11 protein-coding genes are annotated in these 12667 nt (G+C 50.0%); 4 read left to right on the top strand and 7 right to left on the bottom strand.

The genetic code is table 11. The features are described 5' to 3' along the window. The first annotated feature begins 42 nt into the window (after nucleotides 1-42). Both H7846_RS02270 and H7846_RS02265 read left to right on the top strand, forming a co-directional pair. Entirely contained in the window at nucleotides 43-555 is a 513-nt protein-coding gene (locus H7846_RS02270; protein ID WP_186694931.1) for a class I SAM-dependent methyltransferase, read from the top strand. A gap of 90 nt (nucleotides 556-645) precedes the next feature. Beyond that, nucleotides 646-1752 (top strand): glycosyltransferase family 9 protein, encoded by a 1107-nt coding sequence (locus tag H7846_RS02265; RefSeq protein WP_186694930.1) that lies wholly within the window; start codon nucleotides 646-648, stop codon nucleotides 1750-1752. Here H7846_RS02265 and H7846_RS02260 read toward each other — a convergent pair. The 3 genes from H7846_RS02260 to H7846_RS02250 all read right to left on the bottom strand — a co-directional run bounded on the left by H7846_RS02260 (nucleotide 1749) and on the right by H7846_RS02250 (nucleotide 4551). Then, entirely contained in the window at nucleotides 1749-2681 is a 933-nt protein-coding gene (locus tag H7846_RS02260; RefSeq protein WP_186694928.1) for a glycosyltransferase family 2 protein, read from the bottom strand. The two genes, H7846_RS02265 and H7846_RS02260, sit on opposite strands and share 4 nt — an antisense overlap. Beyond that, nucleotides 2671-3801: an NAD-dependent epimerase/dehydratase family protein gene (locus tag H7846_RS02255; RefSeq protein WP_186694926.1), complete on the bottom strand. Its 1131-nt coding sequence runs from the start codon at nucleotides 3799-3801 to the stop codon at nucleotides 2671-2673. Before H7846_RS02255 ends, H7846_RS02260 begins: the two co-directional genes overlap by 11 nt. Nucleotides 3802-3966: 165 nt before the next feature. Further along, a complete protein-coding gene (locus H7846_RS02250; RefSeq protein WP_186694924.1) occupies nucleotides 3967-4551 on the bottom strand; it encodes an acyltransferase in 585 nt (194 codons plus the stop codon). A gap of 213 nt (nucleotides 4552-4764) precedes the next feature. Here H7846_RS02250 and H7846_RS02245 point away from each other — a divergent pair, with 213 nt between their 5' ends. After that, entirely contained in the window at nucleotides 4765-5979 is a 1215-nt protein-coding gene (locus H7846_RS02245; RefSeq protein ID WP_186694922.1) for a polysaccharide biosynthesis protein, read from the top strand. Nucleotides 5980-6401: 422 nt separating this feature from the next. After that, nucleotides 6402-7229 carry a glycosyltransferase gene (locus H7846_RS02240; RefSeq protein WP_186694921.1) on the top strand — a complete coding sequence of 276 codons (828 nt, stop codon included), beginning with the start codon at nucleotides 6402-6404 and terminating at the stop codon, nucleotides 7227-7229. Between the two features lie 282 nt (nucleotides 7230-7511). On the opposite strand, the gene H7846_RS02235 is transcribed toward H7846_RS02240, so the two are convergent. The 4 genes from H7846_RS02235 to H7846_RS02220 form a co-directional block, all read right to left on the bottom strand. Next, a complete protein-coding gene (locus H7846_RS02235; protein ID WP_186694919.1) occupies nucleotides 7512-10109 on the bottom strand; it encodes an SLBB domain-containing protein in 2598 nt (865 codons plus the stop codon). A 377-nt stretch (nucleotides 10110-10486) separates the two neighbouring features. Beyond that, nucleotides 10487-11941, bottom strand: coding sequence for an Asp-tRNA(Asn)/Glu-tRNA(Gln) amidotransferase subunit GatA (gene gatA / locus H7846_RS02230; RefSeq protein ID WP_255460794.1), 1455 nt, complete (start codon nucleotides 11939-11941; stop codon nucleotides 10487-10489). 37 nt (nucleotides 11942-11978) lie between these two features. Beyond that, nucleotides 11979-12308: an Asp-tRNA(Asn)/Glu-tRNA(Gln) amidotransferase subunit GatC gene (gatC, locus tag H7846_RS02225; protein ID WP_186694917.1), complete on the bottom strand. Its 330-nt coding sequence runs from the start codon at nucleotides 12306-12308 to the stop codon at nucleotides 11979-11981. 11 nt (nucleotides 12309-12319) lie between these two features. After that, a complete protein-coding gene (locus H7846_RS02220; RefSeq protein WP_186694915.1) occupies nucleotides 12320-12598 on the bottom strand; it encodes a DciA family protein in 279 nt (92 codons plus the stop codon). Nucleotides 12599-12667 lie beyond the last annotated feature (69 nt).

Genomic DNA, 12667 nt, shown 5'->3' with positions numbered 1-12667 from the left:
CTTGCCAGATTTATACGTTCCTTGTCCAAATCTCTTGAAGATATGACTGTCTTAGAGCTTGACTCTCGTTCACCATTGAGTATGTTGTTATCCCAAGCGAAAGGTTTATCAGCGAAGTTTTTACTCCCCAACGAAGAGCGTGGCTCAATGCATAGAGATGGCATTCGCTGTGAAGACATCACTAATCTTACCTATCCCGACTGTAGCCTCGATCTCATTATCTCTAGTGATGTTCTTGAACATGTTCCCGCTCTTGAAGTCGCATTCCAAGAGAGCTATCGGGTGCTTCGTCCCGGTGGCAGCCATATTTTTACTATTCCGACACGCCCAATGACTCGCAAACGAGCGGAAATCGTCGATAATCAAATTAGACATTTGACTGAACCTGAATATCATAGCGATCCTTTAAATCCAGCTGGAATTCTTGCATTCTGGGATTTTGGGCTTGATGCCATCGACATGTTCTCTTCATCTGGATTGCAGTTCTCGATTGTAAGTGGCCCAGTGGGTAAAGATCAGCGTATCGTATGGAGAGCATTAAAACCGGCGATGTAATGTGGAAAGTTTCCGCATTTGGCACTACTTATGTACGTTACCAGTTAAGATTAATAGTCTTGAGATTTTCATCTCGAGATTCTTTTTAGAATGACATCTCCTAGAACAAGTATCGTCTTTGGCACCTTCAAAGGAATGGGTGATCTGCTATGTGCAGCGCCTGTCATTCTGTCGGAGCTGCGAAAAGACAAATCCGTCCACCTCTTGCTCTTCCCAAGTCCGACGCTTCACGATTTCTGCAATCTCATCGATTTTTCTCCGCACCAGAACAACCTACACTTGCACTCGATTCCCGATTCCGGAGGGCTTGCCGAGTGGAAGCAGTTCCTCACCGAAATGCGCCGTATTACGCCAGAGATGGTCTGGATCTCTCCGCATGCGCCAGCAGCAGACTCAAGTTGGAAAATCCCTTTAGTTCTCCGAACGATCCAGTCTCTAATCTGGAGAGATGCGCGATTAGTTGGTGCCGATACCGAGCGGCTTTCGCTGCTTTTTCATCGACGATTGCCCGTAGATCGCCAACTTTCTCTGCAACAACGGGAATGGAACGCATACCGTCTTTTTTACGGTGAGGCTCTATCGGAACGACCGCCAAAAATCAGCTTCATACCGGAGATCAGTGCCCGGCGTAAGGAAAGCCCGCTTTACGATCTGGTCATTCATCCGGGAGCTAATGCAAAGAACAGGAAATGGCCACTCGACAAATATGGAATACTAGTGAGCAACCTACCTCGTTCGTGGAGAATTGCGTTGCTCGGTCTTCCTGATGACCTCGCAATAGTCAAGAAGACGATGCCTTTAGACCGTCCGGTCAGCTACATCACTGGCACGATCCTCGAATCAATTCAGACACTTGCGTCTGCCAGCACCCTGTTTATCATGGACAGCGGCAACATGCATTTCGCTCAAGTTCTAGAAATACCTTCCATTGCTGTCTTTGGGTACACAAACCCCGCCGACATTATCGATCTTCGAGGCTATGTCGAAGCAATTTACGAAAAACGATTTCCCTGTCAGCCTTGCAGGAAGGCGGTTTGCAGCCAGCCTGAAATCTATTGCCTCAATGGCGTAGACCCCGCTCTAGTGGCCGAAAAGTTGAAAGCTCAATGGAACAGGCTTCATGGCCACGCACATCATGGGGAAAACTTGGTCAAGCTCTCCAATAACCCAAGGACTTACCAAATCAAGCCTTGTTAGAGATATCGGCTGGCGCGAATACCTTCGCGCCAGTATTTGATTCGGTCCGTTGCATTCGAGAGAGAGATTCGGCGAACCAGTGATAGAAGTAGATATCCGGTACAGTAAATAAAAGAAATAAGATACGCTATGGACGGCGGCAAATGCTTATGCCCATAGAGGGCATGGTTTCGATGCACATATCGTGTGCGAAAGGGAGAATTTATTCCTGTTGAGCTGCTGACCTTATGCCATAGCTTCGCGTACGGCAGCAGGTAAAGAATCTCGCCAAACTGATGGGCCCGCAACATGAAATCCGTGTCGTCCCAGTATGCGAAGTAGCGCTCATCCATGATGCCTATGGTCGAGAAGAGATCGCGTCGGACCAGAACACAACAAGTCGGCGTGTACTTGACCTGCCTCGGTAAGTCATACTGACCGCGATCGTGGTCTCCGTCTCCATAATGGAGGCAGCGATAACCGAACCACGGTTGAAAGTAACCGCCTGCCGCCCAGATCATATTCGGACGGTCATGGTAGTACATAATCGGTGTCGTCATCGAGCACTTGTATAAGCTGAGCCCTTCTACCAGTTGATCGAAAAGTTCGGGCCCGAACACAACATCGTTGTTCAGATACATCACAAACTCACATCCGTCGGCGATGGCCCTGCGCGTCCCGATATTGTTGCCCGCTGCAACACCTACATTTTCTTGGTTTTCAATTACGACATATCGCTCGCCACGAGCACGACACTGGTCGGCAGAGTTGTCGGAAGAAGCATTATCGACGCAGTAGACGACAAAGGAAGTGTAATGTTGTCCCTCGAGAGAATCAAAAAAGTCTTCGAGTACTCCTTCACTATTGAAAAGCACCGTAACAACACCAATCTTGCCTGGAGTGTATTGGACCGGTAGGGAAAGCCGCTCGTCTACATACTTAGCCGACATGCAGGAGCCCCCGCTGCTTCATCTCCTCAAGGGAACGTTCATAGCCGCTGAGTTCGGGTTCATTTTCCTTTGCCCAGGCTAGGAAATGGCTGAGCCCTTCCTTGAACATGACCTCTGGTTCATAGGCAAGCAACGATTTGGCCCGTTCCAAATCCGCCATCCCATGACGGACGTCTCCTTCGCGAAATGCGCCGCTGACTTGGACCTTCGACTTATTACCGAAGTAGCCGTTCACTGCTTGCGCGACTTGCATGACCGTAGTCCGTTCGTTCGATCCGACATTGATTGCCTGTGAACTCGTCGCTGAACTACTGATACAAGCTACCGTCGCACGCACAACATCATCGATATAGACAAAATCGCGACTCTCTTCGCCATCTTCGAAGATATTAATATCGGCACCTGCACGCGCCAGATTGGAAAAAATTGCGAGGATACCCGTATACGGATTTTTTAGTGATTGCCCAGGGCCATACACATTCTGATAGCGCAGAGCGAAGGATGGGATGCCAAGCACCTGGCCAAACAGAATTGTCATCTGCTCCTGCACTTGCTTGGTAAGCCCATAAAACGATGAAGGCTGAGTCGGCGCGTCCTCCGGCGTCGGAACAGAGAAGCATACCCCACCACAAACCGGACATACGGGTTCGAAGAACCCGTTCTTCTTATCCGCGCTGGTACGCGGTTGCGGATAGACGAGCCCATGTTCCCTACAGTGATAGGCGCCTTCACCATAGATCGCGCGAGAGGAGGCAACTACGATCCGCTCAACACCATAGCCCGCGTTTTTAGCCAGTAGATCGTATAGAAGTGCCGTTCCCGCTAGATTTACTTGCTCATACTTTGCAACTTCATACATCGACTGCCCAGTGCCGGTTTCAGCCGCTAGATTGACGATTGCCTGATGACCGGGCAACGTAGAGGCCCACATCGCTGCATCGCGGACATCCCCGCGTACCAGGTGCACGTTGTCTCTAAGGTCCGTAGGGAGTTCGACGTTGCTGCCATGAATTTGAGGACTGAAGTTATCCAACAGCGTGACAGAATATCCGTCATGCAACAACGCACGCGCAAGACGCGTTCCAATGAAGCCGGCGCCACCCGTAATGAGTATATTCAAACTAATATCACCATTTTTTCTACAGGTTCCATATAAAAAGACCGCTTACCCCCATCGTTAGCTGCGGCGAAACGGGTGCGAACCTGAACCTTGTTTCAACTGTAGCAGTTCCTAAAGCGTAGGCTTTTCTCATAAAAATGAACCTCATTAGAAGAGAGCATAAACCTAATGTGATCCATCACTTGGACGTTCCCAATTCCCATGAATTTGCGAGTAGCGTTTCAGTATTCGTGCCGGCGAGCCACCGAGCATGGAGTAGGCAGGAAAGGATCGTGTGACGGTCGAGTTGGCACCGACGACACAGTGCTCTCCCAATGTAACCCCTGGCATCACTGCCACGCGAAAGCCAAGAAAGCAGTTTCGTCCAATGGTTACCGGACCTTTGCTAGCGAGTGCCTGCTCCATGATAAGACCCCCCTGGGGATCGAACCCATGGATTTCATCGGTAATATACACGTACTCACTCAGAACACAGCCATCACCGATCGAAATACGATCCACAGCTGTCAGATATGCATGGCCGCCGATATATACATTGTCGCCAATTTCAATAGTGGGCTTGTACGTGATACCAGCATATTTTGTAATTGCCTCAATATGTAGATCACCTCGAATCGAGGTTCGATTGCCGATCCGCACATATTTACGGCCAGCAATCGAATAAGGGCGTCGAATATAAGAGCGCTCGCCTATGCTCACTCCAAAAGGTCGGTAGAACAAGGTCTTCACAGTTTCTTTAACGAACCGCATCGAATCTCCCAAATTAGATTTTAAATGGGATTAAGAAAACCGCGACAAAACAAACCTCTTGAAGCACCCTTCGCACCCCAGGCAGCTACCGCAGAAGCTATAATTGACAATGATAGATAAAAGAAGTAATACGGAACTGCCATGACAGTATTGAATGATAGCAGGGAAGTTTTTGAGGAAAGCAAGAATAGGCAAACCGCATAGCCGGACTTGATGAAAACGAATCTTTCTATATTTCTGCGGATACTGTCCATCGCACTTCAACTCGCTTACGTCAAATCCTACACTCACTATTTGACCGTCACAGAACTTGGATATGCGTTCTACCTGACCGCTTTGTCTTACGCCATTAACGCCCTGATTTTGGTTCCAGCGGATTTTTACCAACAAGCAGTCCTCACTTCGTATCGAGATGAATTGTTCCCGCTCGGCTCTATCATCTCTCTCAACAAGAAAATCCTGCTTTTGGCGATCATACTGGCTGCCATTCTTGGCACACCCATCTGTATGTCAGGGAAACTCAGCCCCTTCGATTTGGTCCTGATCTTCGGTCTTGCTGCTTTTTTGTATTTTTCCACATCGCTCAGAAACTATTTGAATAATCGCGGGCATAATTTGTTCACAGGCGCCATGCTATTTCTGGAAGCAGGAATTAAAGTCCTTAGCTTTTTGCTGCTTCTTGTCCTTGGCACCTCTCATATCAATGCGTTTGTCCTGTCGACGATCATCGCCTTTCTGATAGAGGTTTTGCTTCTTGCTGTCTTCTTCTATCTTCGAGTCCCGTTTGCATGGGATGAAACGACGGACCTGCATTTCAGGTCTCTGCTTAAAACATCGAGCCCGGTCTCCTTTTCCGCCTTGTGCAACTGGCTTCAATTACAGGGCTACCGCATCATCTATGTCTGGCTTGGACTACCTGAGATCGCCGGACTTTATGCCGCTGTCTCAAATCTTGGTCTTATGGGGATGAACGCGTCTTCTACTGTATTTTCCCAGATGCTTCTACCTCGAGTCTATGCAAGCAAGGGAAGTTATATCTTTCAATACTTGAAGTATGCGATTCTACTATCCCTTGTTGTACTCCTCGGCTATTTGGCGTTTGGAAAGGTGTTGCTATTGGTTCTTACAAAGAAGCAATTTGAACCGTACGCGATTCTCATGATCTTCGGGGTCCTCATAGAGACCGGCAACCTTCTGATCGGTGCAGCTTCAACTTATTTCACAATCAAGCAAACAGCTTCTCATCTTGTGGCGGCGAATATAGCAGGGTTACTGGCCGCAGGCCTGGGGATATCAGCTTGCCTGATATGGCGCCCGCACAGCTACTATTTGCTCGGTGCAGCGCTTGTATTTTCACAGTTGGTTGTTTGCGTCATCCTATTCCTCACGGCCAAGAGAAGTGCTTCTAGCGAGGCAGCCTATATCTGAGCTTTTACAAACTTTTGTAACTTCATTCAATGAATGAGAGCCGTATCGAACACGCAATGGGACCCAAAATCCCTGGCCTTAAATTGCCGTGCATTGCCATGAAAAGTCGCTAATTTACTACGTGTGGTATTCTGTTCGCCCATGAAAGATTCAGGATCCCTATCCTCCCTAGGTCATCATTCCGAAAAGCACACTAAAACCGAGTCAGGTGTTGTCGCCCAACTAGAGGATGCTTTTTTAAACTCTCCTCTCCCGGTCACGCAAAAGCTTTCTAATTTTCCGCGACATGTAAGGCGGCAAGATATCGCCCGGTTCTTAGTTCGATATGAACTATTCAAGCAATCTCTTCCTGCGAATGGAAGCATAGTCTATATCTCTTATTTCATAAGATAGAAATTTAGAGGATTTCAGCGAGGTAACCTATGTCTAAGCTTTCACAGGACATCACTTTTGTTCTCTTCACCTTCAATGAAGAGAACCGCATCGAACGCGTAATCCTCAATTTTATACGCTATGGACCGGTGCTGATCGTTGATAACGAGAGCACGGATCGTACGCTTGAGATCGCATCACAGTATGGCTGCGACATATTGATCAATAAAAATGCAGGCTGGGTCGAGGATGAGGCGACGACATCCAAGGTTAAAGCCGCCGTCAAAACTCCATGGATCTACTGGGGATTCTCTGATGAGATGGTCGAGGCGAAAACGATGGGAGCAATTGTTTCCGCCGTAAGCTCCGATCGATATGACATTATCAATATCGCCAGGAAGAATTATTATTATGGCCGGTTCTGCGAAAACCTTTTTTCTGATCGCATGAACCGTATCTTTAAGAAGGATTCCATTGATTTCAATGGGAACAAGATACATCAGTTTGGTCGAGTTATGCCGAGCGCCCGTATCTGTTCTCTTCCCTTAGAGCACTTTGTACATCATTTCATTTCAAACACGGCGAAGTCCTACCTCCATGCCATGGACCGCTATACCGATACGGAAAGCACAGAAAACCGGCCAGTACCCCGCATATCAGGTTTATGCCTTTCCTCAGCAAAGATGCTTATTAATAGTTTGCTGTTTCGAAGAGGATACCGGGCCGGAATGCCGGGATACTTTTTACTAGCTCAAATGCTATATTACCGGTGGCTTTCCGCAATGAAGGTTTATGAAGAAGACCAGCAGCTAGATCGAGATAGAATCGAATCTAAAAATAATATTCATCGAGATCGGATACTGCAATCGCTTCGTTGAGCGAACCTCGGACCGGCTTAGCCATCTAAAAAGATAAGCCCCGCAGTTGTATTCCAGCTCATGCGGTGCCGGCTACGTCACTATCTTGTCCTTCTTTTCGTATCGCAAGAATCTTCTTCTCGCTATTCACCTGCACCGCAACAATAATGGGTAGTGTCCAGTATTTTTCGCACATTCTAAATCAGTTGTAACTCAGAATGTTGTTGATTGAGGCCCCTGCAGGTTCACGGAGGTATACGTTCAACACGAACGCTCCTTATTCTGTCGATCTGGTAGCCTATTCTACTTTCCTAACACCGTATTCATCGCAGCAACCGCAATACCGAACTGACCTACGATCTGTGCGATATCAACTACGGTGCGGATCGTTTTGCCTTTATCCAGATTCAACGGAATTACAACTGTATCCCCGGGGTAAAGGTGTACAGAATCGAATCCGTGTCCGCGCAAAGACGAACTGTATTGCTTACTGATCACCTCACCGCCAGCACGAATTACAAAAGCTCGCTTCTTATCAGCATCCCGATTAGCACCTCCAGCCAGTTGCACATAGTCACCTAGCCGACGATGTGGATCGTACAGGAACGAGTTCTGGTTATAGACCGCTCCATCCACACTCACGGTTGAAGGCACTCGAGGCACAATGAATTTGTCTCCATCCTCCAGGGGCAGGTCAGGTAACTGATCAACATTGTTGGTATCTGGAGCTACTTCAAGCACAATTCGTCCAGTGGCACGTGCATTACGTAAATTCGCAATAATACTTTGCGTCTGAGACTGCTGTGCAGCAAGCGCAGTTGCATCCGTTGAACTGATCGCGCGACTCGCACTGTTCGTAGCATTGGTGCTTACCTGCAAAGCAATCTGATCGACATATTCATTCAAGCGCTGCTGTTGCACTCGCCGTGTCGATTCGCGTGTAAATTCTGCTCCATAAAGATAGGCGTCCGATGAAAAGCCACCAGCTCGGCGAACAAGCTGACGCAATGTTTCTCCGGGTTTGACGCTATAGACACCGGAGGAAACAAATTCTCCTTCCAACCGAACAAAGCGTGTTTGTTGTTGTTGCGGAACGCGAAAATCTGCCTTTGAGAAGATCGTAATGACGTCGCCGGGCAAAAGTTCCAGATTCTGCGAATCGTCCCCATCGAGGATGGCTTTGCCAAGATTAAAAGGAAGCAGTGATGTTGTCAGGCTCTCACGACTCTGTCTCTCGATGACGGCATAAGCCCAGTTGATATCCGGCTCAATCATCTTTACATCATTCTTCGGCAGAAACTGACCTGCAGAAGCATTGTTCACTGTCGCACCTACACTGGCGTTCGCTGAACTCATTCTGTTGCTCACAGCGGTCTGGCCAGCAGAACTTTGAGAGGGCGATAATTGTTGACCATTGGGGGTCGTATCCGTAGACGACAAGGGAAGATATCCCTGCAGTGTCGATTGCCGTTCCCGTCCGCAATCCAAACCACCGTCTGTTGCGGTCACACCATCGATCGTGGACGCACCCGTCGTGATGAGATTTGCGGGTTGATCTGTAACGCTCCGTGAATCCACACTGGAATCTGTCATCGGCAAGCCAAGCAGTCTCGTGGAGCCCTGGCTCCTCACCGAAGAATAGCGCCAATATGGATCATCCCCTTCATCTCCTACTGGAATGCCATATCGCAGTCCCGGGATTCCGTATGGTGTCGTAGGCAAACAGGTAGGCACATAGGTCATCGAAGGCTGGCCAAGCTGGCTGCGCTTTAGCCAATAATCGCGCGTAATAAGAGCTTCCTTACTAGGAATGAGGTCCCTCACCCGCATTCCCGGTTTCCACATGTAACGGCCTGGATTGGCAACATTGCCACGTAGCGTGACCGCATCCTTATATGCGCCTGCAACCGCTACCACTTCTAGCAAATCTCCATCTTGCAAATGTGTTGCTTTGCCTTCCGTCGTAAACGGCACCTCAATCATGCTACGTTGGCGGCGTTCGTCCACACGCTCCAGACGCATCGTTTCGCCAGAAGCAACATTTGACAGGCCTGCAGCCAACTCCAACGCCTCTTCAACTGTCCCGTCCGCGTTTGATTTCAGCTCATAAATAGCCGGCGTATTAACACTACCTGCAACCGCCACTTGCGGCCCTACAGGTGGGATATAAATCACATCACCAGGCAGCAGTGGAACGTCTTTCGACTTGTCGCCATGCAGAATCAGATCGTACAAATCGAAATCAATGATCGTCTCTTTGCCACGCCGTAGCTGAATATGCCGCAGACTGCCTTGTGGTGCAGGGCCTCCGGAGGCAAAAATTGCATTCACCAGCGTGCTCAAAGAACTCAACGTCCACGTACCTGGCCGACGTGCCTGGCCGACAACAAAGACCTGAATGGAGCGTAGCTGTCCCATATTGACACTCAGGTCAAAGTTACGAAAAACCCTGCCCATCTGCGCCTTAATAAACGGCTGCAACTGATCAAAGCGCACACCGGCCACGTGGATATTACCAACTTGAGGAATATAGATTCCGCCAGAGCGATCCACGACGAAGCGGTTATTCAACGTAACCTGTCCCCAGGATTGAATTAGCAGTTCATCGTTCGGACCAATCACGTAATCGGGAGTTACCGGAACCTGATTCACTGGTGCAAAGGTCGACGGCGGGGTACGGAATAGTTTTGCCCCGTAAATAGGCAGCATCTTGCCGATGGAGTTAGCTACCATCTGCTGAAATTCGGTCGGAGGATCCAACGGGAGATTAGGCTCCTGAAGCTGAGCACGCTGTGTCGGCTGGGTCTGAAGCTGTGTGGCTCCCGGTTCATACTGATCCAAACTGATCCCCTGCGATCTCCCCAGTCCGTTTGTCGACGAAGGACGTATCGGTGTATTCATATCGCTGCTGCTGCTACAGTTAGGATCTGTAGGATTGCAGGAACTTTGCTGACTTCCTCCACCTAGCCCCTGCGTGAGTATCGGCAATGTCAACTGCGCTGAAACACTCCCTGTCCCATACATCAGCAAAGTTGCCAAACTCAATAAGGCACCACTTACTACACCAGACCGCATCTGCCGTCGCCCCTCAACCCTCTAAAAACTTTGTGTCCTTCACCAATTTCCTACTGCAAGGACCTCTTGCATCCACAGCTCGCTTCTTTGTGAACAGGACCGGTTTCGAGCCGATTCGCTTGCTCCAGCATACTGAAATCGATCGCTTAGGACAGCGAAAAACTTCCAAATGCAGCTTTCCCTATACCCCTTGTAAAGAGTTTTCACTGCGCGGAACATTGCCCGTCCTCCACTGCCTTTGCAACCCGCAGCATGGTCGCCTCGTCGAAATGGCGGCCAATTACCTGAACCCCAATGGGCAGATCCCCTTTTGTCTCTCCGCAAGGAACACTCACGCCACATACACCTGCCAGACTGGCGGCGACCGAGTAGATGTCCTCGAGATACATCTTCATCGGATCGTCCGTTTTTTCCCCCAGCTTGAATGCGGGAGTTGGCGTGACCGGGGCAACCAGCGCGTCAACCTCCTGAAACACCTTCAGAAAGTCTCGGGTCAGCAGTGTTCGCACCTGCTGTGCCTTCTTGTAATAGGCGTCATAGTAGCCGGCACTTAAAGCGTAAGTCCCCAATAGAATTCTTCGCTTAACCTCAGGACCGAACCCGGCATCACGCGTCTTGCGGAACATATCCGCGAGCGACCTCGCATCCGCGTCGCGCAACCCATATCGCACACCATCGAATCGCGAGAGGTTTGACGAAGCCTCAGCCGTCGCAATCACGTAGTACGTCGGAACTGCATATTTCGTGTGGGGAAGACTGACCTTCTTCACTTCGCATCCAACTACCTTCAAAGTACCCAAAGCCTTTTCGATAGCGGCACGAATCTCCGAATCCAGTCCCTCACCGAAGTACTCTTCAGGAACTCCGATCCGCAACCCTTTTACCGGGCGGTCGAGTGCAGCGACATAGTTATCAACTGGTTTGTCAGATGAAGTAGCATCCATCGCATCTTTTCCAGCCAGCACTTCAAGCATCGTAGCAGCGTCTTTCACATTCTTCGTAAACGGTCCTACGCGATCCAAAGAAGACGCAAATGCGATCAGGCCATAGCGACTTACGCGGCCATAGGTGGGTAATACCCCTACTACACCGCAAAACGCCGCCGGTTGGCGGATAGAGCCACCTGTATCAGTACCAAGCGTCGCCACCGCAAAGCCAGCTGCAACCGCTGCCGCCGAACCGCCGCTCGAGCCTCCAGGAACCCGATCCAGTGCTCTTGGATTCCGCACCAGCCCATAGGAGGAATTCTCGTTCGAGCTTCCCATCGCAAACTCGTCACAGTTCAGCTTGCCCAACAATACGGCACCGGCTGCTTCTAACCGCTCCACGGAGGTCGCATCATACGGAGGTCGGTAGCCCTTCAGGATCTGCGACGCCGCCGTAGCAGGCGCACCTCGCATGGCTAGAACATCTTTGATTCCCACCGGAACTCCCGCCAAAGGCGGCAACACTTCTCCGCGTTGCGCCATCGCATCGATCTTCGCGGCCTGAGCCAAGGCCCGCTCACGGCTTAGCGAAAGATAGCTGTGAATTTCTTTATCTCCCGATGCAATCCGCTCGTAGTGCGCCTCCGCCAATGCGGTGGCTGTGGTACGGCCGGAAGCAATCGCGCTTCGCACTTCATCGATGGCCAAACTCGTCAGATTATCTACCGTCAAAACCTGTCTCTCCCAAACCCATCCGGCGGTGCCAGACCTATCGCTCAATCACTTTAGGAACCTTGAAGAATCGCCCGTTCGTCTCTGGGGCAGCAGCCATCACCTCAGCGCGATCCACTGAGGGTTGCACGGCATCTAGTCGGAGCGTCTCGCCATGAGCATGGCGAATGGCCTCTTCAAGCACCTCGCCCACCTGCGCCATCGGTGGAATCTTGCTGGTATCTAGTTCATTCAGCTGGGCAATATAGCCCAAAATTGCATTCAGATCGCGCTGCATGCGCGGCTCTTCCTCTGGAGTCAGTTCCAGGTTGGCCAGTTCAGCCACCCGCCGCACATCCTCAATCTTGACTTCAGCCTGCCCGCTCATCGGTTGACCTCTTATCTCTTCACTATAAAGTGTAGCTTGGTCACCTTGATTCCAGCGATTCGGCCCAACTCCATCTCCAAATGACTGCTCATATTACGCATCTCGTCCAGCCATGCCTTCTCGCTGACCTCTACGCTGACGACTCCCTCGTCGTACCCCACGACGGCACCTCGCCCTGCCAGAATCGGACCGCACGCAGCAAGCCAAGCCATCACAATCTTATCCAGAGGGGAAAAAGACTTCAGTCCCTCACGCAACCCCATTCTGACGACATCCCGCATCCGTTCCATATGATTTAGCCTGAATGAAGCATAGAACCCCAATTTAGGTTCACCGCTTGAAGGAAAACCAAGAGGAAA

Source organism: Edaphobacter sp. 4G125 (assembly GCF_014274685.1).
In the GTDB taxonomy this organism is placed as follows: domain Bacteria; phylum Acidobacteriota; class Terriglobia; order Terriglobales; family Acidobacteriaceae; genus Edaphobacter.
The sequence above is the reverse complement of the archived record's forward strand: the minus strand, read 5'-3'. Positions and strand labels throughout refer to the sequence as shown.

What these genes read in the sequence shown, in the direction of transcription:
- H7846_RS02270 (WP_186694931.1), top strand. Translation starts at nt 43, where the DNA reads ATGACTGTCTTAGAGCTTGACTCTCGTTCACCATTGAGTATGTTGTTA.
- H7846_RS02265 (WP_186694930.1), top strand. Translation starts at nt 646, where the DNA reads ATGACATCTCCTAGAACAAGTATCGTCTTTGGCACCTTCAAAGGAATG.
- H7846_RS02260 (WP_186694928.1), bottom strand. Translation starts at nt 2,681, where the DNA reads ATGTCGGCTAAGTATGTAGACGAGCGGCTTTCCCTACCGGTCCAATAC.
- H7846_RS02250 (WP_186694924.1), bottom strand. Translation starts at nt 4,551, where the DNA reads ATGCGGTTCGTTAAAGAAACTGTGAAGACCTTGTTCTACCGACCTTTT.
- H7846_RS02245 (WP_186694922.1), top strand. Translation starts at nt 4,765, where the DNA reads ATGAAAACGAATCTTTCTATATTTCTGCGGATACTGTCCATCGCACTT.
- H7846_RS02240 (WP_186694921.1), top strand. Translation starts at nt 6,402, where the DNA reads ATGTCTAAGCTTTCACAGGACATCACTTTTGTTCTCTTCACCTTCAAT.
- H7846_RS02235 (WP_186694919.1), bottom strand. Translation starts at nt 10,109, where the DNA reads ATGAATACACCGATACGTCCTTCGTCGACAAACGGACTGGGGAGATCG.
- gatC (WP_186694917.1), bottom strand. Translation starts at nt 12,308, where the DNA reads ATGAGCGGGCAGGCTGAAGTCAAGATTGAGGATGTGCGGCGGGTGGCT.
- H7846_RS02220 (WP_186694915.1), bottom strand. Translation starts at nt 12,598, where the DNA reads ATGGAACGGATGCGGGATGTCGTCAGAATGGGGTTGCGTGAGGGACTG.